Annotated in this window: 18 protein-coding genes and 5 pseudogenes; 5 read left to right on the top strand and 18 right to left on the bottom strand. The window is 49.5% G+C overall.

The window, feature by feature from the left end; all coding sequences use genetic code 11:
- Positions 1 to 11 precede the first annotated feature (11 nt).
- Together EPYR_RS19950 and EPYR_RS05510 are read right to left on the bottom strand one after the other, a co-directional pair.
- A pseudogene (locus EPYR_RS19950) lies at positions 12 to 446 on the bottom strand (DUF3750 domain-containing protein); the annotation flags it as partial.
- A 29-nt stretch (positions 447 to 475) separates the two neighbouring features.
- Entirely contained in the window at positions 476 to 958 is a 483-nt protein-coding gene (locus EPYR_RS05510) for a cold-shock protein (RefSeq protein ID WP_012667419.1), read from the bottom strand.
- Between the two features lie 176 nt (positions 959 to 1134).
- Here EPYR_RS05510 and EPYR_RS05505 point away from each other — a divergent pair, with 176 nt between their 5' ends.
- Positions 1135 to 1833 carry an RluA family pseudouridine synthase gene (locus EPYR_RS05505; RefSeq protein WP_012667418.1) on the top strand — a complete coding sequence of 233 codons (699 nt, stop codon included), beginning with the start codon at positions 1135 to 1137 and terminating at the stop codon, positions 1831 to 1833.
- A 100-nt stretch (positions 1834 to 1933) separates the two neighbouring features.
- On the opposite strand, the gene EPYR_RS05500 is transcribed toward EPYR_RS05505, so the two are convergent.
- The 7 genes and pseudogenes from EPYR_RS05500 to EPYR_RS05465 form a co-directional block, all read right to left on the bottom strand.
- Positions 1934 to 2473 carry a DUF2058 domain-containing protein gene (locus tag EPYR_RS05500; protein WP_012667417.1) on the bottom strand — a complete coding sequence of 180 codons (540 nt, stop codon included), beginning with the start codon at positions 2471 to 2473 and terminating at the stop codon, positions 1934 to 1936.
- A 185-nt stretch (positions 2474 to 2658) separates the two neighbouring features.
- Positions 2659 to 3006, bottom strand: a complete 348-nt coding sequence (locus tag EPYR_RS05495; protein ID WP_014538681.1) for an AAA family ATPase — start codon at positions 3004 to 3006, stop codon at positions 2659 to 2661.
- A 4-nt stretch (positions 3007 to 3010) separates the two neighbouring features.
- Positions 3011 to 4220, bottom strand: a pseudogene (locus EPYR_RS05490) (IS256 family transposase).
- A gap of 56 nt (positions 4221 to 4276) precedes the next feature.
- Positions 4277 to 5779 carry an AAA family ATPase gene (locus EPYR_RS05485; RefSeq protein WP_071846815.1) on the bottom strand — a complete coding sequence of 501 codons (1503 nt, stop codon included), beginning with the start codon at positions 5777 to 5779 and terminating at the stop codon, positions 4277 to 4279.
- 30 nt (positions 5780 to 5809) lie between these two features.
- Positions 5810 to 6921 (bottom strand): IS3 family transposase gene (locus EPYR_RS05480; RefSeq protein ID WP_148217826.1). Its coding sequence is split into 2 segments (ribosomal slippage): positions 5810 to 6660 and positions 6660 to 6921, totalling 1113 coding nucleotides; the frame shifts between segments, so codons are not numbered across the junction.
- Positions 6922 to 7000: 79 nt separating this feature from the next.
- Positions 7001 to 7386: pseudogene (locus EPYR_RS05470) on the bottom strand (transposase); the annotation flags it as partial.
- A 145-nt stretch (positions 7387 to 7531) separates the two neighbouring features.
- A complete protein-coding gene (locus EPYR_RS05465; protein ID WP_012667413.1) occupies positions 7532 to 8515 on the bottom strand; it encodes a hypothetical protein in 984 nt (327 codons plus the stop codon).
- 291 nt (positions 8516 to 8806) lie between these two features.
- Here EPYR_RS05465 and EPYR_RS05455 point away from each other — a divergent pair.
- Positions 8807 to 9975 (top strand): IS3 family transposase gene (locus EPYR_RS05455; protein ID WP_104945030.1). Its coding sequence is split into 2 segments (ribosomal slippage): positions 8807 to 9056 and positions 9056 to 9975, totalling 1170 coding nucleotides; the frame shifts between segments, so codons are not numbered across the junction.
- Positions 9976 to 9980: 5 nt separating this feature from the next.
- Here EPYR_RS05455 and EPYR_RS05450 read toward each other — a convergent pair.
- The 9 genes and pseudogenes from EPYR_RS05450 to guaB form a co-directional block, all read right to left on the bottom strand.
- Positions 9981 to 11591: a DUF2326 domain-containing protein gene (locus EPYR_RS05450; RefSeq protein WP_231839705.1), complete on the bottom strand. Its 1611-nt coding sequence runs from the start codon at positions 11589 to 11591 to the stop codon at positions 9981 to 9983.
- Positions 11592 to 11655: 64 nt separating this feature from the next.
- Complete coding sequence (locus EPYR_RS18955) at positions 11656 to 11904, bottom strand: ABC-three component system middle component 8 (protein WP_014538677.1); 249 nt, start codon at positions 11902 to 11904, stop codon at positions 11656 to 11658.
- Positions 11873 to 12853 (bottom strand): ABC-three component system protein, encoded by a 981-nt coding sequence (locus tag EPYR_RS05445; RefSeq protein ID WP_012667411.1) that lies wholly within the window; start codon positions 12851 to 12853, stop codon positions 11873 to 11875. The genes EPYR_RS18955 and EPYR_RS05445 overlap by 32 nt, the downstream gene beginning before the upstream one ends.
- 301 nt (positions 12854 to 13154) lie before the next feature.
- Positions 13155 to 13340, bottom strand: coding sequence for a helix-turn-helix domain-containing protein (locus tag EPYR_RS19945; protein WP_012667410.1), 186 nt, complete (start codon positions 13338 to 13340; stop codon positions 13155 to 13157).
- Between the two features lie 11 nt (positions 13341 to 13351).
- On the bottom strand, positions 13352 to 13588 hold the full coding sequence (locus EPYR_RS19940) for an antitoxin VbhA family protein (RefSeq protein ID WP_012667409.1): 237 nt from the start codon (positions 13586 to 13588) through the stop codon (positions 13352 to 13354).
- Between the two features lie 82 nt (positions 13589 to 13670).
- Positions 13671 to 14282, bottom strand: a pseudogene (locus EPYR_RS18945) (TrbL/VirB6 family protein); the annotation flags it as partial.
- Between the two features lie 23 nt (positions 14283 to 14305).
- A pseudogene (locus tag EPYR_RS05430) lies at positions 14306 to 14623 on the bottom strand (Arm DNA-binding domain-containing protein); the annotation flags it as partial.
- Positions 14624 to 14927: 304 nt separating this feature from the next.
- Positions 14928 to 16508 carry a glutamine-hydrolyzing GMP synthase gene (guaA, locus tag EPYR_RS05425; RefSeq protein ID WP_012667406.1) on the bottom strand — a complete coding sequence of 527 codons (1581 nt, stop codon included), beginning with the start codon at positions 16506 to 16508 and terminating at the stop codon, positions 14928 to 14930.
- An 82-nt stretch (positions 16509 to 16590) separates the two neighbouring features.
- On the bottom strand, positions 16591 to 18057 hold the full coding sequence (gene guaB / locus EPYR_RS05420) for an IMP dehydrogenase (RefSeq protein ID WP_012667405.1): 1467 nt from the start codon (positions 18055 to 18057) through the stop codon (positions 16591 to 16593).
- A gap of 170 nt (positions 18058 to 18227) precedes the next feature.
- Here guaB and xseA point away from each other — a divergent pair, with 170 nt between their 5' ends.
- From xseA to EPYR_RS05405, 3 genes are all read left to right on the top strand, one after another.
- Positions 18228 to 19598 carry an exodeoxyribonuclease VII large subunit gene (gene xseA / locus EPYR_RS05415; protein WP_012667404.1) on the top strand — a complete coding sequence of 457 codons (1371 nt, stop codon included), beginning with the start codon at positions 18228 to 18230 and terminating at the stop codon, positions 19596 to 19598.
- 89 nt (positions 19599 to 19687) lie between these two features.
- The gene (locus EPYR_RS05410; RefSeq protein ID WP_012667403.1) at positions 19688 to 20704 is read left to right on the top strand and encodes a M4 family metallopeptidase; all 1017 of its coding nucleotides are present in this window, start codon (positions 19688 to 19690) and stop codon (positions 20702 to 20704) included.
- On the top strand, positions 20701 to 21027 hold the full coding sequence (locus tag EPYR_RS05405) for a protealysin inhibitor emfourin (protein WP_012667402.1): 327 nt from the start codon (positions 20701 to 20703) through the stop codon (positions 21025 to 21027). Before EPYR_RS05410 ends, EPYR_RS05405 begins: the two co-directional genes overlap by 4 nt.
- The last annotated feature ends 14 nt before the right edge of the window (positions 21028 to 21041 follow it).

Below are 21041 nucleotides of genomic sequence, written 5' to 3'. Positions count from 1 at the left end.
CTGTCTCCGGCTTACTCCGATGCCGCAAATGAGTTTTGCGGGTTCTCTTTTTGCAGATTATCGCCCCCTGCCCGTCAATAAAAGGCAGCTGCAAAGGGGCAAATTCCACACCGAGATTCAGCCCCAGTACGTTGATTTCAAAACCTTCTTAAGCCCCAGTGGGTGAAGCAGAGAACGATAATCCTTACCTGCCGCATTTGCCGACAGATTGAGTTTTAGCGCCGGCACTTCCCGCCCGATATGGGCGAGAAAAATATTACCGTGGGGGCCGGGCCAGACGTGATAAGACTGCGGCCAGGGATAAGAAGCAATGGCGGGCTTAATTTGCGGATCATCGACTCGGCTTCAGCCCCGTGATGTTCCACCAACAGACGGGGTCTGGAGCCATATCAGTAACCATCAGGCAGATCCGCGTTATGCCGCACCTTATCTGCGCTGCCCCAGCTGTACCAGCTCAGGGCTTGGCTGAATGATCTCAGACCTTAAGCAGTTTCACCGTGCTATCCACGTCTATCTCTTCTTCCGAAAAGATTAAGGTCGTCCCCTGGAAGGTGGTGATCGCCAGTTTTTTCAGCGAGCGTGTTTCGCCAGGCTCTGCCGCTGATTTGGGCCTGATACTGCTCATCAGTACCCCCACAGACAGCACCGTATTTTCTTTATCAATGCGGGTATCGGCAGGCACTTCTTCGCTGTAAACCAGGTAAGACTTGATCGACGTAAGTTTAAGGCGCTCGCCCGCGATATAGATGTATTTGCTTTCCGGTGCGACTTTCACAGCATAAGCTGACAAACCCTTGGTGTTAGTGGTGGGTTCGAAAGTCACCGCCGCATCTTTTTTAATCAGCTCAGGGTTGGCGACTTTAATCACATGAAAATAACGGTTATCACCGTTTTCATCTTTGATAAATCCAAAACCTTTATCTTTAAACCAAGTTGTGATCGTTCCGTTCATCGCCATTACCACCTACTTAATCGTTTATCTACTCAGTTTTTGCAGCGCGCAGTGTAAAACACAATGCCTGCGCAGACTATGTCTTTGGTTTAAGTCTGGACGATAAATTTCCGGACAGCCAGATTCGCCAGTCGGCTGGAAATCCGTTATTATCCGCTCCCACTCTCCATCCGGGCAGCCTGATGTCTTCTATTGCCGATACCTTCATTGCGCCGCCTTGCCACAACAAGATAGAGATTCTCTATCAGGACGATCGCCTGGTTCTGATCAATAAACCCGCCGGACTGCTCAGCCTCTCGGGGAAGAATCCGCAAAATATCGATTCGGTGCATTATCGGCTGGTACAGATATTCCCCGGCTGCACCCTCGTCCACCGCCTGGATTTCGGCACTTCCGGGCTGATGGTGATTGCCCGCAACAAGGCGATTAATGCCGCCCTTTGCCAGCAGTTCAGTCAGCGCACAGTGACCAAGGTCTACAGCGCACTGCTTTGCGGACATCTGGACGATAACGAAGGAGTGATCGATGCAGCAATTGCCAAAGACCCGGCGCTGTTCCCGCTGATGTCGATTTGCTCAATCCACGGCAAGCCCTCTCGCTCCCGCTATCGGGTCGTTGAACGCTTTTATCACCCGTTGGAAAACAGGACGTTACTGCCGTTGACGCGGGTACAGCTAACCCCGGAGACCGGGCGCACACATCAGCTACGCATTCACTGCCAGCAGCTGGGCCACCCCATATTGGGCTGCGACCTGTATGGCGGACGCCTGCTGCCCGGCACCGAACGCACGCCGCGTCTGATGCTGCACGCCAGTGAGTTGCATTTTGTTCATCCCATCAACGGAGAGTGGATCAAAGCCCGTCATGCCTGCCCGTTCTGACAGCGGAAATATCTACCACGAAGACGTGCGTGATGAGACAAAAGTGCATAAGAAAGTGCTTAATCAGAGGGCTTAGATCGTAAAAGCCGACAGGCGAGATTTACCACATCAAATCATCAGGAATTTTAAAATCAGCATACGGATCTTCTTCATCCTGCTCTTCCTGACTCAGCGCGCTGTTTAATACAATACTTTTCGCATCTCGCTGCGCAATTTTATCGGCTACGATCGCAGGGATAATAGCGTATTCGCTCTCTCCACCCGCCCCCGCAGCCAGGCGAGCAATGGCAAGACGACCACTTACCAGCTGAGTTTGCGTCGTCTTATCAACCGCTATTTTTTTAATCAGGTTATTATCTGTGAAATTAAAATCAATATTTCCTTTTGCAATAACGACTCTGTTCATTTCAATCAGCTGCTTCACCTGAGCTTTATATTCTTTAGATAAGGCAGCCTGTTTTTGTTGTTCGTTAAGCTGTTGATCGCGCTCAAGCTGTGCTTTCTTATTTTCTTCCACGGCCTCTCTTGCCTGACGAGCCTGGACGCGTGATTTTTTAGCCGTCCGCTGGACTTTAGCCATTTTTTTGCTGGTCACTAATCCAGCTTTGAGCATCTGCTCTTGTAAGGTCAGTTTCGTCATCTTCGCTTCTAAACCGGTTGAGTAATTTATGGGATTATACCTATAATTTTGGGGGCTGTACCAGCAGTTCTGTATGTAGCTCTGTGGGGGAAGGTCACTCTCTAATCTACTCAATTTAAGAAGAAAATTACCAGAAAAATGATAGTCAGGATGTCTTCCCCCCGAAATCCTCGGGGGTGGGGTTATCATTTTTTTTGACAAATACTTACCATTTCATCGTAATGAATTTTGTCAATTTCCTCTATCCAGGAAAATATATCACCGATGACATTCCTTCCTTCACCCATTAAGTTTTCAGCAATGTCATCATTCATTTCGATAACTGCACTATGAGAGTATTTATTAATGAATCGGTAAACTTTTTCTTTTTTGTTGCTATCAAAAATAACGCATTTTTTTGCAGCGGCATCCATAAGCTGTAATAAATTAGATCTGTGCTTTGGATATTTGAAGTTTAAGAATGACTCTAACAATTTGCGAGACAGGTTCGCAGTAAAAAATGGAACCTGTAAATAATTCTGTGTAACTGCCACCGTATTAAAGGTGATCGCTCAGGCGNTCACCGAACTCGATAATAAAACGNCTCATTGCCAGCCGCCAGTTCTGGATCGGCATATTCCATTTTTTTGACGCCGACTGGATCGCCAGATAAATGACCTTTCTCACCGAGTCATCTGTCGGGAACACCTTTCGCTTTTTGATGGCTGCGCGGATCACGCTGTTCAGTGATTCGATGGCGTTCGTGGTGTAGATAGCCTTACGGATATCGGGCGGATAGCCGAAGAACGTATTAAGATTTTCCCAGTGTGTGCGCCAGCTCTTACTGATTTGCGGGTATTTCTCGTCCCAGATGCCTGCAAACTTATCCAGCGCCATCAGCGCCGCCTCTTCTGTCGGAGCCTGATACACCTTTTTCAGCCCGCCGGTGACGGCTTTGTAGTCCTTCCACGACACGTATTTCAGGCTGTTGCGCACCATATGAATAATACACAGCTGGATATGCGTCTGAGGATAAACGCTGTTTATCGCATCCGGGAAGCCCTTCAGTCCGTCCACACAGGCAATCAGGATGTCCTGAAGGCCCCGNTTTTTAAGCTCTGTCAGCACGCTGAGCCAGAACTTCGCGCCTTCGTTTTCTGCCAGCCACATGCCCAACAGCTCTTTCTGGCCTTCGGTATTAATGCCCAGAGCGAGGAAGACGGCCTTGTTAATCACGCTGCCATCGTGACGAACTTTCACCACGATACAGTCAAGATAAACAAATGGGATAAAGTGCATCCAACGGGCGGTTCTGCCATTCAGCAACCTGCTCTTTAACGGCATCCGTGACTTTTGAAATCAGCGTGGGCGACACGTCCGCATCGTACATTTCCCTGAACGTGGCGACGATGTCTCGGGTCGTCATGCCTTTGGCGTACAGGGACAAAATCTGGCTGTCCATCTGCGTGATACGCGTCTGGTTTTTCTTTATCAGCAGAGGTTCAAAGGTGTTTTCACGGTCACGCGGTGTGCTGAGTTCAATCTCGCCGTCATCGCACAGCAGAGTTTTTGACGAATAGCCGTTGCGGGTATTGGAGCCTGCTTTTGGGGCGTTTTTCTCGTGCCCGAGGTGGTCAGTCAGCTCAGCATTGAGTGCTGTTTCAACGGTAAGCTTCGTCAGCATGCGGGAAAACGCATTGAGNTCGGCTTCGGTTTTAAGGCCTTTAGCCAGTTCAGCCGCAAGGGCCTTGAGTTTCTTTTCGTCCATAATGTGCCTGTCTCCGTTGTTGGAATGAACATATCAAAAACAGGCAGATACACAATTTAAATTACAGGCTCNAAAAATGCTTGCTCCCAAGTTAAGCGTGGATATTCTTTATGCCTGTACAAAGTTTCGAAAACATAATGATACTCTGAATTGTAATCAATCAAGCCAGGGTCAGCATTACATATCGTAGATGAACGAGGTGTCACTGTTCCAGGTTCAATTGTATAGAAAAATGCGCTTTTAGTTTTATCACCTCTGTTCCTATTATTGGTATTAAACCAATCCCGGGCCAATTTGAAAAAAGTGAAGTTATGAGTTAACAGGAAAAGTTGCTTCGCATCTTTACAGTTCGTTTTAATAAATGAGTACGAATGAAACAGATGATTGGAATCAAAGCTAGAAACGGGATCATCAAAAACAATAATGCTATCAACTATTTTATTGCCGCCCTCCGTTAATTTTGTTATGAAATAAATTAGCGCTATAGCCGTTTTTTCACCCTCACTAAGATTTGGAACATGCCCAACTTGGTTATCCCTAAGTATTTCGTACCCATTTTTCACTTTATTAAATTCGAGCGAAAGCTCCGAACGGGCAAGAAAACCGTGTAGATATTTATTAAATATATCTGCTGCTATGGTTTCATTCGATAAGGATCCTTCAAGACCTTTTATTTCTGCTTCTAATTCCTTTAACTCAATTTTGCATTGCTGGATATTTTTTATTTCTATATCCCGGGTTAATATCTCTCCAAAATAATCAAATACCTTCACCTCCGAAGATGCATAATGTAATTCAAGCGTAGATTTTACCTTAGTTGTTTCTTTTTGAAAGTTGCTACATTTTCTATTGTGTAATTCAATTATATTGTTGATTTCTGTCGCATACCGATCGTAATTAATGAATAAAAGCTCTGGCATATCTACTGCGAGCAGTTCAACATTGAAAGGGTTCTTTATTTTTTCGTCTAGTAAGTGACCCCATCCTCTGATGTAATCATTGATTTTTTCGGCTTCTTCATTTAAAAGGGACGATCTATATTTTAATACATCCTTATGCTCATCATAAATATCAATCTCACCAATGTTAACAGTTAAGATGAATTGACTTACTAACCATACTTTAGCTTTATCAAGTATTCCTGAGAATTTTTTGTATTCATCATTAAAGTGCGCATTAAGTTCGTCAATCCTGTCCTGAGGTATTTTATTTCCGCAAAAATGACAACTATCATTAGCTTGATTCAGGCTTAATCCATTATAAACCCAAGATTGAACTACTTGATTGTTTTTTAAATTTTCAATGACTTTATTAGTGACTGACTGTTTGAGCAATTTATTCAACCTTTCATGTGCTTTTTTTAATAATGAATATTCTATGCACGGTGCTCTAAAGGTGATTAAATTCTTTTGCGTTGGGTTTGCTGCTTTAGTTAATCTCGCCACTTCATTTATATCTAGAACTGATTCGATTTTTTTTATTTTTTCAGCATTTGAGGTGATGAAATTTTCGAGTTTTTTTCTGTCGTAATTTAAAAATCTTGAGTCACTAGTATCTATAACTTGTAGGCTGGTGTAAAGACACCCATTTTAGTTCCACACACTTTTTGAGATTTCCGNTTTCTCAGCCATCAGCCGATACTCTTCCGGCGTCAGGTTATTCAGGGATTCNTGAGGCCGCTCACTGTTGTATTCATTCAGCCAGCGTTCCGTTATTTCCCGTGCTTCATTCAGTGTTCTGAACAGATAAAAATCCAGTATTTCGGTCCGGTACGTTCGGTTAAACCTTTCTATAAACGCGTTCTGTGTTGGCTTACCCGGCTTGATAAATTCCAGCATCACGCCATGCTCTTCGGCCCATTGCGCCAGAGCCAGAGATATCAGTTCCGGTCCGTTATCCATCCGCATCTTCAGCGGATATCCACGGTTTGCCACTATCCTGTCCAGCACCCGGACGACACGCTGCGCCGGGATATTCAGGTCAATTTCGATAGCCAGTGCTTCACGGTTAAAATCATCCACGACGTTGAAAGTCCGGAAACGTCGGCCACATGTCAGCGCGTCGTGCATAAAATCAATCGACCAGCTTTGGTTCAGTGCTTCCGGCGTTGCCAGCGGAGCCGGATTACGCACCGGCAGGCGTTGCTTACCCTTACGACGAAAATTCAGTTTTAGCAGACAGTAAATCCGGTGTACACGCTTGTGGTTCCAGACGTGGNCCTGCCTGCGAAGCACCTGGAAAAGCTTCTTAAATCCGTAGCGGGGGTAGCGTTCAGCCGCCTCAGTCAGCCTCTGGATCACCGCTTCATCACGTCGCGTATCCGGTTGATAACGAAACACCGTCCTGCTCAGCGATAACGTCCTACATGCCTGGCGTATGCTCATCGCAAACTGCGTGGTCAGATAGCTGACGAGCTCACGCTTTATCGCTGGNTTTAAAGCTTTTTTTCGATGACGTCTTTCAGCGCCCGGCATTCCAGACTCAGATCGGCAAACATCTGCTTCAGACGACGATTCTCGTCCTCAAGAGCTTTGATCTTTTTGATATCAGCGGCTTCCATCCCGCCATATTTCGCCTTCCAGTTGTAGTAGCTGGCTTCGGAAATAGCGGCCTCGCGACATACCTCTTTGACGGTCCTGCCAGCTTCGACTGATTTCAGTACGGCGATGATCTGGTGCTCGGTGAATCGGATTTTACGCATAGCGATCTCCTCAGGAGGCATCATCAGTATGCCGGAAGATCTCTAAAAGTGAATNGCACCATTATGCGGGATGCTTACAATACCNGCCGCTTCGGGCAATTCTAAGCACACGACACATGGCCTTGATACTGAACTCAGCCCGATTTTTTTCGATAAAGACATACTTCATTTCAGGCGCTTCGCGAAGTATGTCGCGGCCTTTTGGAGAATGGCCAGCTCCTCAGCCTGCTCCGCCAGTTGCCGCTTAAGGCGGGCAATTTCAACAGACATTTCCTGCTCACGTTCAGAAGAGGAATGTGCATTTTTGAGCTTGCTGCGCCAGGCATAAAGCTGCGATTCATACAGACGGAGTTCACGGGCAGCTGGAGCCACACCGATACGCTCAGCAAGTTTCAGGGCTTCGTTGCGAAATTCAGGCGTATGTTGTTTGCGTGGCTTTTTGCTGGTTGATGCTGGTTTTGTCATGAGTCACCTCTTGCTTGAGAGTTTACTCACTTAGTCGCGTGTCCACTATTGGCGGGTAGGATCAATAAGGCAGGTTCCAAACTCTCCTTATGCCAACGTCGTAGACATCATAATAGGATGACGTCCGGTCAAATTTGTCTTCTAGCTAAAGGTCCTCATTCCGCTTAAGCGCTCTATATAGATCCTTCTTGATAGGGCGCAAATGTTGGGACGATTTATACCAAGACTTCTTTTCTTTCTCTATTATTTCAAAGGCCTGCATGAGCTTGCCAACCATTTCACGCTGTTCTAATTGAGTTTTGATGGCCCCAAACTGCTTTCGAATTTCCAGTGAATCAAAAGATGCTTCTGGACATGACGGCATAGACTCAAATGCTTGTTCCACCAAATCACCCTGACTTTCTCCTGCTCTTTTATCAGCATGAAACGCAGCACCGCCACAGAAGATTACCAACCTTAGGCAACGTGGAAGATAGAGGCTTGTGTTGTTATCTGTATCATCAAAGGCCGAAATAAGGTGCAAGACTCCATATGCATACATAAATGTTTGTTTGCCATCAGCTATGTTACAGTGCATGGCAATATTTTTATCGTGCAACCAGGCCCAGAGTAAACCACCACCGATGTAGTCAGCGTGCGTTTCCTGTCCTAAAGATGACTGAGTCCCAAGATGGCCTGCAAAGATATGAGTCATCTCATGCCCATACGCTGCGAGCACAGCGACGATAGTCGAAGAGATAAGATAGTCTGATTCATCTTTTGGCGTATTTCCACGCTTCGGCGCGATCGCGACTAACTTGGCAACAAATGAGATGGGAATAGAAATTCGATATGCTTCACCGCTTCCAACTTGAGTAGCAGTGGGTGAGAGGCTATCACCAGCAGTTAGTGTAGGGAAAAAATTGCACTTCAAATGCTCCGGAACGTCTGTGAGAGCTATTCGTGCAGCCAAGCGCATGGCTTTATCAGCCCTCTGGCAAATAATACGGATGAGCGAAAATTCGAGCTCGCTCAGATAGGCACCGCACCCCGTACGATATTGGTCAAGATTCGCCTCAAGCTTGTTTTTAGAAGGCTTTAAGTTTGAACTAGTTATAGGGACTCCTCTCAGCCATCCTAAGTGACACACACTTCCTCGCGAAGGCCATGAATCTCACCTCTTATTCTCGAGAAACAATGCACTTATGGCAAATATTTTGTAAATTAATTTGCAGGAAGCACTTAATTTTTTTAAGAATTACCAAGCCCTCATTTTGAAGATTCGACCTTTCTCTCCCTCATCGTGTAACGTAATCACGACTTCATCAGACGAGAATACTGGTTCATCTGCGGGACGCACAGGCAAGTCTGAAGTGGTTTACTGAATTTGGCCATCTGAACAGAGGTGATATGCTCACCTCAGAACAACACAGGTGCTCCAATGAAAAGAAGAAATTTTAGTCCTGAATTCAAACGTGAATCCGCTCAGTTGGTTGTTGATCAAAACTACACCGTCTCTGATGCCGCTAAGGCTATGGATGTCGGTCTTTCCACGATGACAAAATGGGTCAAGCAACTGCGTGATGAGCGGCAGGGCAAAACACCAAAAGCCTCTCCGATAACACCGGAACAAATCGAAATACGTGAGCTGAAGAAAAAGCTACAACGTATTGAAATGGAAAACGAAATATTAAAAAAGGCTACCGCGCTCTTGATGTCAGACTCCCTGAACGGTTCTCGATAATCGGGAAACTCAGGGCGCGTTATCCTGTGGCCACTCTCTGCCATGTGTTTGGGGTTCATCGCAGCAGCTATAAATACTGGAAAAATCGTCCTGAAAAACCAGACGGCAGACGGGCTGTGTTACGAAGTCAGGTACTTGAGCTACATGGCATCAGCCACGGTTCGGCCGGAGCAAGAAGCATCGCCACAATGGCAACCCAGAGAGGCTATCAGATGGGGCGCTGGCTTGCTGGCCGGCTCATGAAAGAACTGGGGCTGGTCAGTCGCCAGCAGCCGACTCACCGGTATAAGCGTGGCGGTCATGAACACGTTGCTATCCCGAATCACCTTGAGCGACAGTTCGCCGTAACAGAGCCAAACCAGGTGTGGTGCGGTGATGTGACCTATATCTGGACAGGCAAACGCTGGGTATACCTCGCTGTTGTTCTCGACCTGTTTGCAAGAAAGCCAGTGGGCTGGGCAATGTCGTTCTCGCCGGACAGTAGACTCACCATGAAAGCACTGGAAATGGCATGGGAAACTCGCGGTAAGCCCGCAGGAGTGATGTTCCACAGCGATCAGGGCAGTCATTATACGAGCAGGCAGTTCCGGCAGTTACTGTGGCGCTACCGGATCAGGCAGAGTATGAGCCGGCGTGGAAACTGTTGGGATAATAGCCCAATGGAACGCTTCTTTCGGAGTCTGAAAAACGAATGGGTGCCAGTGACAGGTTACGTAAGCTTCAGCGATGCGACTCACGCCATAACGGACTACATCGTTGGATATTACAGCGCACTCAGGCCGCACGAATATAATGGTGGGTTGCCACCAAACGAATCAGAAAATCGATACTGGAAAAACTCTAACGCGGTGGCCAGTTTTTGTTGACCACTTCAGTCCGAATCTATAAGAGTAATGATTGGCTGTAGCCCCAACTCCGCATAACGACGAATGATAGCCAAAAGGTTTTCCTTCTTACGATCATCCAAAGACTCAAACACACCATCATGATAAACAAAACGAGGATATTTTTCGTCCAAGTGAGCACGCAGTACAGCCAAATCGAAGGCAATACAAAGCAGTTTGCGGTATGTATGCCCAAGATCGGCACTAGTCGCATTACCTGACTCATCAAGTATTTCTGCCTTGAACTCTAGATGTCCTAGTTGATTGGGAGATACGCTCAGCAGAGCTTTGCGATCAATGACCTCTTCAACTATTTCGCTAAAGAACAATCTTATTGCAGAAAATAAGCTGTCCTGATCAGAGTTTTGCTTCTCGACATTAGCCTCAATCTGGGCCTGTAGATTTCCACGCTCTTCTGTCAAAGCCCTAATTTCTTTTCGAAGTTCCTGCAAACGATGCAAGAAGCCTCGCTGACGCTCTAATGAAGTAATATCAGCACGCAATATCACCATCTCGTTCGAGACTTGTTTGTATTTACCAAAGATGTCAGTTTCACTTAGAAATGAAAGCATCTCCGAGCGTTTTTTTCCTAGGGAATTCAATTCTTCATTTATGCGTTTTAGTTCAGCTTCGACTTCTTCCCGCTCTTCCTGCAGATAGCCACGACGCTCAACTGTAATAGCCCGACTGAAGTCAATTAGTTGTTGGAAATCCTTTTTGATCTGTCCTTCAAATAGAACTCCAGCCTCCTCAAATATACGCTGCGCCTCATCAGGATTAAAGAGAATCTGATCTTCTTCCAACGAGGATATTATTTTCTTTTTGTTCTGATTATGTGAGTAACGTTCAGCATTTAAAGACGCAATTTTTACGTCGATGTCATCGACCAACTGCTTAGTACTATCCTTATCCTGAGTACGGAAATCAAAAGCATCGAGCAATGTCTGTTTTTTATCAGCCTCTTTCTGCTTAAGTAACAGAATGCCCTCGATCTTGCTGATATCCTCAATAGAGCCACCCAATTCATTCTTGATAGTCTGCGCAATGGCTTGTTTCTTATAGAGTTGCTCTTCTTTTTCATAGTGCTCAACGATGAGTTGAGCGTCAAAACCAAGGACGTGAGCCAAGAAAGGCTTCCAATCTGAATGTGCGGCCGCGAATTTGCGTAGATGAAATACATCTCGGAAATCGTCCTGCGAGCGTAGTAAATATCCTAAACCTTTGCGGTACGCCCAAGGTTTGATTGCTCGCCAATCCAATACTCCATCCAACAGCTCACGTGCACGCTCGAAGGGCATGTTCACATGATCCCATTCTGTCAGTGCTAATCCAGACAAGTCCTGATGGCTTGCTTGATGGCGCTTAAAGCTAATTTTAGTGGCTTCTTTAACACTACGCCGAATCGTTACGAACGAAGCATCTTCCAACTTAATCTCAAGGAAGAATATAAATTCGTGGAACAAATCGGAGTGCTTGAAAAGAAAGAACTTAGGGTCACGTTTGGCTAAGAAACCAAAGTCGAGCAAGCGCCCGAGGGTAGTCTTGCCGAGATTATGGGTGTCCTTACTTCTGTTCTCCGGCAAGCGGATTTCAGCCATAACGACATTTAAGCCTTGGACAAACTCCACGGTATCGAACAAGTCAGGCTTGTTAGAATAGAGTCTAGATAACTTCATTTGGCCCCACATATTCTAGAGCATCGGTTTTGGGGCGATATTCAATCAATCCCATGAGATAAAGAAAATTAAGAGCAGGTAAGAACAACACCTCTCCACCGATAATGCTTTTTTTCGCAAATTTACGTAGAACGTCATAATCGTCAATACGCCGAGTTTTCAAGCGAGCCAACAGTAACAGCGAGACATTGATGACTGTTCGATCAGGATGAGAGTGCTTCGTTGGTCGTAACATCGCCTACCTCCCCGATATCACAATTCCAGTACATGTAAAACAGGACAGCACGCGTCAAGCGCTTGTGAGCGTGCTGCCGCAAGATAGGATCACGGCTGAACAATATGTCAACCAGATATTCCATTACCTCATCAAAAGTTTGATAGTCCTTACGCTTGGCAATGATCTTGAGTTGGAACTCATCGACTACCGACTCATACATACGTAATAATTCGAGGTTTTCTGGAGCAGCCAAGAAAGCCTGAATTTGAGCCGTTTCCTTCAAGAATCTCTTCCGCTGTGCCTTGGCATAATCAACACTCATATTATTGAGTGTGTTTTTTTTCTCGTATGTCACTCGCGCAGTCGGCGGATCGTCAAGCATTTCGACCACGCTATCTTTATTTCGAGCTAATGCCTGTACAACATCAGACAAGTCATCGGGACTAACAATCAGCGGCGAATCAACTGGATCAAGGTCAGCTTCCCTCGCGACATCCGGGAAACGCTTAAGCCAGATCTCCAGTTGTTCTAGCCCACAAAGATAAAGTGATGAACTGGAAATATCACACCGAGACGAGATGTAATCACGTATCTCCGTTTCAGCATTGCCAGATAGGCGACGATTAGCGAATAGCATGTAATGATCTAGCTGCTTGGCATCACGAAGTTTTTTGATACGGGGAATTTCTTTACCCAGCACGGTGTTCGCAGACGTAACACTGAAGAAGTCGGATTCGGAGAAATTACGGTTATATCCGTTGGTGTGCTTTGCCTGAACTATGGTTGTACCTACCCATGGCGCGTTCTTACTCGGGTGCAGTTCAGCTGTTCCCATAAACTTGGCATCGCGCCCACCATCAGGGCCTTTTGCAAATCCCTGTACGGCGGCTCCAAGCAACCGCTGGCACAGAAGAACGATCAAGGTCTCGAACTGACCATCACTTAGATCTTCGTATGCAAATTTCATTTAATCTCCACTCCTAACAACAATTTATGCCACAGCATTGCTAAATTGTCGTTTGCGAAACCCCATAGTTGTGTATCCAGTTTGTTGATTCATTGATCCAACTAAAACAATGAAAACTTGAGGCGAATATTAACATCTGCTACTAGCATAGACGAGCAAAAAGCGCATTACTTAAGAGTATCTGGTAACTCACCGTTTTGTGGATAGATTTTGGTTTCTAACGAGAACTTTACTCTGAGGAAAGGCTTCGTAAAATGGTCGAATTTCATGGCACTTGAGGGGCTGACTTGCTCCCCGTTGATTACTTACGCCGTTGCTCTGGGCGATCTTGCAGCACCTGCAGATTGCACCAGAAGTCCTCATCAGTACCAAATATCTCAGCAAGAACGCGGGCCTCATCATCCCTAAGACGACGCATACCGTAGATGATATCTTCAATATCCTGTCGGCAAATACCCATAGCTTTCGCCAGTTCGTCATGAGACATGTTCAGCGGTTTTAAAATTCCTCTGTCAGCATTTCTCCCACTGTCACAGGCCCGGCGGTATTTGCTTTTGTGTAGTAAGCAAGAATCTCTGAACGCCCCTGCTCATAAGTCAGCTCACCTGAAATAATACGCGGCTTAACGGACTCGTAGAGCGGCGTGCCACTGGGATCCATTCCTTCAAGTCTCAGAGAAGCCTCTGCTTTGCGAAAGCCCTCAATGAGTAACCGTGAATCAGGAGTCCTGGACATGATTTTTCCTTTGAGTTGCAGGAGTAAAGTTCGCTCAATGAAAGCGTCAGTCCACGATCCTGCGTAAACTGACGCGCGTGATTCAAGATTTATTATTGCCGGATGAGCTATCTCCGGCAAAATCATCATGTTCGCGGTTATCCCGACGAGTAGCTGTTTGTCTACGTATCTGAGTCGCCAACTCCCCTCCAATAGTCTGTTGAGCCCGAGAGGAATTGCTACTTTGCTTCATTGTCTGGTACTCAGCAGCTCCGTTAACCATGCTGCTTCCCATATGTCTTGCCATGCGTCCAGCACGCGAGAACGATGCAGCAAAACCTTCGCTTCCCCCACTGGAACTACCTTTAACAGATGGTTGCTCTCCAGAGGAGTTTACAGAACCAGTATCTTCACAACCGCCAAATCCGCCACCTGAAGCACCACCGGTAGATCCGGATTCTTCGGCCATTGCTGTTTGTGCAGATTCGAACGCGGCTTTTAATGCAGAAACCCCACCACTGACTTGAGCTGTAGTGCTCATTGCCATCGTTCCAGCACCACTAATTGCAGTAGCAGCACCACTAATTGCAGTAGCAGCAGCGCCCGTAATCACACCGGCCCCAAACCCACCAATCCCTTGTAAGGATGCCCCTCCTACAACGCCAGATAACAATAACGGTAATTTATTTGTCAATACTAAAAGAATGATTGACGCTGTAGTCCCTCCGTTTTTTAGTACCATTTCTCAGCCCATGCACCAAAAGTCTCCGCATCTTTGATACGCGCTTTATCTCTGGCTTTTTCCCTCGCAGGCGATCTTCCACCGGCAACCATTTTTTTGGCTTCATTGAGCCGTTCACGCGCTTCTGCAAGCGTGATCCCTCCAACACCATAGCGGCCAAAAGTAACGGTCTCCTGTCTTCCGCTTATTGAATAGTTATAACGAAATGAGATCGTTCCTGCCGGAGTGACCGCAACATACAGACCATCACGGTCATTAACTTTATTGAGTTTCTCCTTCGGCTTAAGGTGTCGCAGCCGGGTGTCAGTCAACACGGTTTATTGTTTTCCTTTATCAATTAATACCATGTTGTAAAAAAACCAGAAAAGTTATTTAACCATCTGTTTTTTAATTGAGTTATAAAAAAACACCATAACTCAACCGACATTTATCACATGGTACTTTTTCAAACCTTAATTCGGAGCCAGAGAGCACCATCAAAAATTCCATTGAAAAAAACGTGCTTCCCGTTGCTAGCAGCTGCCAGAAAATACCAGATACAAAAACAAAAAAGCCCGCAGTTACGCGGGCTTAGAGGTATTTAATGCTTAAACGTGCAGGCTATTACCAGACGTCACATCATTCCCACTCAATCGTCGCCGGTGGTTTGCCGGAGATATCGTAAACCACGCGGGAAATACCGTCGATTTCATTGATGATGCGGTTTGAAACGCGGCCGAGGAACTCATACGGCAGATGCGCCCAGTGCGCGGTCATAAAGTCGATGGTTTCTACCGCACGCAGGGATACAACCCAGTCGTACTTGCGGCCATCGCCCATTACGCCAACGGAACGTACCGGCAGGAACACGGTAAATGCCTGGCTGACCTTGTTGTACAGGTCGGCTTTATGTAGCTCTTCAATAAAGATAGCATCGGCACGGCGCAGCAGGTCGCAGTACTCTTTCTTCACTTCGCCCAGCACGCGCACGCCCAGACCTGGCCCCGGGAACGGGTGGCGGAACAGCATGGCGTGTGGCAAGCCCAGCTCAAGGCCTATTTTGCGCACTTCATCTTTGAACAGCTCTTTCAGCGGCTCAACCAGCCCCAGCTTCATCTCTTTCGGCAGGCCACCCACGTTGTGGTGCGATTTGATCACATGCGCCTTACCGGTCGCCGAAGCGGCTGATTCAATCACATCAGGATAGATAGTACCCTGTGCCAGCCACTTCACATCAGAAAGCTTAGTGGCTTTTTCATCGAATACTTCCACAAATACGCGACCAATAATCTTGCGCTTGGCTTCCGGTTCGTCGGTACCGGCCAGCGCGTCAAGGAAGCGGTTTTCCGCCGCCACATGGATGATATTCAGGCCGAAGTGGTCGCCGAACATCTCCATCACCTGCTCCGCTTCGTTCAGGCGCAGCAGGCCGTTATCCACAAATACACAGGTCAGACGGTCGCCGATGGCGCGGTGCAGCAGCATTGCGGTAACCGATGAGTCAACGCCTCCTGACAGCCCGAGGATCACTTTGTCGTCACCCACCTGCTCGCGCAAACGCGCAACGGCATCTTCGATGATCTTAGCAGGAGTCCACAACGCTTCGCACTGGCAGATATCACTTACGAAGCGTTCCAGCAGGCGCAGCCCCTGGCGGGTATGCGTTACTTCAGGATGGAACTGCACGCCGTAGAAGCGTTTCTCCTCGTTAGCCATAATGGCAAACGGGCAGGTATCGGTGCTGGCAACGGTGACAAAATCAGACGGGATGGCGGTCACTTTATCGCCGTGGCTCATCCACACGTCCAGCAGCGGCTTACCGTCGGCTCTGATGGCATCTTCGATATCGCGGATCAGCGCGCTCTGGTTTTTCACTTCTACCTGCGCATAGCCGAACTCGCGCTCGCTGGAGCCTTCCACCTTACCGCCCAGCTGCAGCGCCATGGTCTGCATGCCATAGCACACGCCCAGCACCGGTACGCCGGCGTTAAATACGTAATCCGGGGCGCGCGGGCTGTCGTGCTCGGTGGTGCTTTCCGGGCCGCCGGAGAGGATGATGCCGTTCGGGTTGAACCCACGGATCTGCTCTTCGGTAACATCCCACGCCCACAGTTCACAGTAGACGCCCAGCTCACGCACGCGACGTGCAACCAGCTGAGTGTACTGTGAACCGAAATCGAGGATCAGGATGCGATGCTTATGAATATTTTCCGTCGTCATTGGGCTATTCCAGGGCGATGTCATACAAAATTCGGGATAGGATGAAAATGCCCGGCCAGGCCGGGCGGGCAGTAACGGGTTATCAGGAACCCATACGGTAGTTCGGCGACTCTTTGGTAATGGTCACGTCGTGAACGTGACTTTCCGAAATACCGGCACCGCTGATGCGCACGAATTCCGCTGTGGTGCGCAGTTCGTCGATAGTAGCACAGCCGGTAAGCCCCATACAGGAGCGCAAGCCGCCCATCTGCTGATGCACGATCTCTTTCAGGCGGCCTTTATAGGCCACGCGCCCTTCGATACCTTCCGGCACCAGTTTGTCCGCCGCATTGTCGGTCTGGAAGTAGCGGTCGGAAGAACCTTTCGACATCGCGCCCAACGAACCCATACCACGGTAAGACTTGAATGAACGCCCCTGGTACAGTTCAATTTCGCCCGGCGACTCTTCGGTACCTGCCAGCATGGAGCCGACCATCACCGCAGCAGCACCGGCGGCGATAGCTTTAGCGATATCGCCAGAGAAGCGGATGCCGCCGTCAGCAATAACCGGAATACCGGAGCCTTCCAGCGCGGCAACGGCGTCAGAAACGGCGGTGATCTGCGGTACGCCCACCCCGGTAACGATGCGGGTAGTACAGATTGAACCCGGGCCGATACCGACTTTCACCGCGCTGACGCCCGCTTCGGCCAGCGCCAGCGCGCCAGCACCGGTAGCTACGTTGCCACCGACGATCTGCAGATCGGGGTATTTAGCACGGGTTTCACGTATGCGTTGCAGCACGCCTTCAGAATGACCGTGGGAAGAGTCGATCAGCAGCACGTCAACACCAGCAGCGACCAGCGCGTCAACACGCTCTTCGTTACCGGCACCTGCACCGACGGCAGCGCCAACGCGCAGGCGACCATGCTCATCTTTACAGGCGTGAGGTTTACGTTCCGCTTTCTGGAAGTCTTTTACGGTGATCATGCCCAGCAGATGGAAGCTGTCATCCACCACCAGCGCTTTTTCCACGCGTTTTTCGTGCATTTTGTGCAGTACCACTTCACGCGCTTCGCCCTCTTTCACCGTTACCAGGCGCTCTTTTGGCGTCATCACCGCAGAAACCGGCAGGCTCAGGTCGGTGACAAAGCGGACATCACGCCCGGTGATAATGCCGACCAGTTCGTTTTCGCCGTTGACCACCGGGTAACCGGCAAAGCCGTTACGCTCGGTCAGTGCTTTCACTTCGCTTAGTGCGGTAGTTGGCAACACGGTCTGCGGATCGGTGACCACGCCGCTTTCATGCTTCTTCACCCGGCGAACTTCTTCCGCCTGGCGTTCAATAGACATGTTTTTATGGATAAAGCCCAGTCCGCCTTCCTGTGCCAATGCAATGGCCAGACCGGCTTCGGTCACGGTGTCCATAGCAGCGGACAGCATAGGAATGTTCAGACGGATGTTTTTAGTAAGCTGGGTACTGAGGTCGGCGGTATTTGGCAGCACCGTGGAGTGAGCAGGAACGAGCAGAACGTCGTCGAATGTCAGGGCTTTTTTAGTGATTCTTAGCATGGCAATATCTCAACCTCAGGGTGAATGAGAACCTGTAAAATATTGCCGTGGCATTATACAGGCCGTAATCGATTGCCTCCAGCTTTATTTACTTAAAACTCTTGATCCCCTGAGTCAGCCCTGTACTATCGGCTAATTAACCCGCTGATTTAAAGTTTGATCTTCATCACATGTCGCAACCGCCAGGCAGCAATATTTTTACCGTCAGCCGTCTCAATAGCACAGTGCGTAAGCTGCTGGAGATGGAAATGGGCCAGGTCTGGTTGAGCGCGGAGATCTCTAATTTCTCCCAGCCCTCGTCCGGCCACTGGTACTTCACGCTGAAAGACGATACGGCTCAGGTACGCTGCGCGATGTTTCGCAACGGCAACCGCCGCGTCACCTTCCGCCCGCAAAACGGCCAGCAGGTGCTGGTGCGCGCCACCATCACCCTGTATGAGCCGCGCGGTGACTACCAGCTGATTGCCGAAAGCATGCAGCCTGCCGGAGACGGCCTGTTACAGCAGCAGTTCGAGCAGCTGAAGCAGCGCCTGATGACCGAAGGGCTATTTGAACAGGCGCATAAACAGCCGTTACCGGACCCGGCGCGCCAGGTCGGAGTGATCACTTCTTCCAGCGGCGCTGCGTTACACGATGTGTTACGCGTGTTACAACGCCGAGACCCTTCCCTGCCGGTGGTCATCTACCCGACCCCGGTACAGGGCGCGGAAGCGCCACCCGGCATCGTACGCGCTATCGAGCTGGCCAATGCGCGTAACGAGTGCGATGTGCTGATCGTCGGTCGCGGCGGCGGCTCGCTGGAAGATCTGTGGAGCTTTAACGACGAGCGCGTGGCGCGGGCGATTTTTGCCAGCCGCATCCCGATTGTCAGCGCGGTCGGCCATGAAACCGATGTCACCATTGCCGATTTTGTCGCCGACCTGCGCGCCCCTACCCCTTCCGCCGCCGCAGAGCAGGTCAGCCGCAATCAGATTGAACGACTGCGTCAGCTACAGTCGCAGCAGCAGCGCATGGAAATGGCGATGGACTATTATCTCGCCCAACAGCAGCGCACTTTTACCCGCCTGCAACATCGCTTACAGCAGCAGCATCCGCAGCTGAGGCTGGCGCGTCAGCAGACGGCGCTGATGATATTGCAGCGCCGTCTGGACGATGCGCTGCAACAGCAGCTGCGCCGGGCAGCGCGGCGGCAGGAGATCCTCGGCCAGCGCCTCAACGCTTTCCGTCCGGAGATACGCATTGAGCGGGCAAGCCAGCAGTTACAACAGTGGCAATATCGGCTACAGCAGGCGATGCAGCAGCAGCTTGGCACCGGGAAACAGCACTTCGGCCAGCTTGCCGCCCGGCTGGAAGGCGTCAGCCCGTTGGCTACGCTGGCACGCGGCTTCAGCGTCACCAGCAACGCCGACGGTCAGGTCATCAAAAAAACCAGACAGCTGCATCGGGGCGATACGCTGAAAACCCGCCTTGACGACGGCTGGGTAGAAAGTGAAGTCACCGTCATCACCCCGCTGAAAAAAACTCGCGGGCGCAGCGTCTGATTGCAGGAGGGGAACCCCCTCTCCTTTCCCCCATCCGGCGCATGCCAACTATACTTGTCTGACATTCATTGTTGAGCAAGGAGTCTGATATGCCTTATGGCGTCATCCCCCCCTATATCCTGAGCAAGATTATCAACAACGGATCTTCCCACCAGCAACGCTGCGCGCGCCAGACCCTGACCCATGTCCAGACGCTGATGAATGAGAGCTGGCAAGCACCGCACAGCGCCACCACGGCCGCACCGGGCAGCGTTCAGCGTGAAATCTATGATGCGCAGCAGACCCAAAACCTGCCGGGCCAGAGGGTGCGCAGCGACAATCAGCCTGCCAGTAGCGATGTCGCCGTCGACGAAGCCTGGGATTATCTTGGCATCACCTATGACTTTTTCTGGCACGCGTACCAGCGCAATTCACTGGACAACACAGGACTGACGCTGCTGGGTACGGTCCATTATGGTAAGGATTATCAAAATGCCTTCTGGAACGGCCAGCAGATGGTATTTGGCGACGGCGACGGCGAGATATTCAACCGCTTTACCATTGCGCTGGACGTGGTTGGCCACGAACTGGCGCACGGCGTGACAGAAACCGAGGCCGGGCTTATCTACTTCGAACAGGCGGGCGCACTGAACGAGTCTCTGTCCGACGTCTTTGGCGTGCTGGTGAAGCAGTATCATCTGCAACAGAACGCGGAACAGGCCAACTGGCTGATTGGCGAAGGGCTGCTGGCTGAAGGCATTAACGGGCGCGGGCTGCGCTCAATGTCCGAACCCGGCAGCGCCTACAACGACCCGCTGCTGGGTAAAGATCCCCAGCCTGCCCACATGCGTGATTACATCCGCACGCGCGAGGATAATGGCGGCGTACATCTCAATTCCGGTATTGCCAACCGCGCTTTCTATCTCGCTGCCATCGCGCTGGGGGGTTACGCCTGGGAGACGGCGGGCTACGCCTGGTACGATACGGTCTGTGACAAGGAACTGCCGCAAAATGCCGATTTTAAAACCTTTGCGGAGTTCACGGTGCGCCACGCTGAAAAACGCTTTAATCAAGCCACCGGAGCAACAATTAAAGACGCCTGGAAACAGGTCGGCGTTTTATCATGATTTTGCCCGAACTCAGTGATGATGCGGTTATCGATGTTGCACGCGAGGGAGGTTTAGCGTATTTCCCTAAGCTGGCACAACCGCGCCGCTTTACGCTGGCCCAGCTTAGCGCGCCGCAAAAAGCGCGGGTCTGTGAAGTGCTGCGTCAGGCATTACGTCTGGGCGAACCGGAAGACCCACAGTCAACGCCGGGGCGCGGCGACCAGCGCTATTTTCGCATCCAGATAAGCTATGCCACTCGTCAGTCCTCTGGCGCTATCGTGCTGTTGATCCCTGAACAGCTGGCCCCGACTGAACTGGAATCGCTGTGGCGAGACGGATAACAGGCAAAAAAATA

It is taken from the genome of Erwinia pyrifoliae DSM 12163 (assembly GCF_000026985.1).
Classification (GTDB): domain Bacteria; phylum Pseudomonadota; class Gammaproteobacteria; order Enterobacterales; family Enterobacteriaceae; genus Erwinia; species Erwinia pyrifoliae.
The sequence above is the reverse complement of the archived record's forward strand: the minus strand, read 5'-3'. Positions and strand labels throughout refer to the sequence as shown.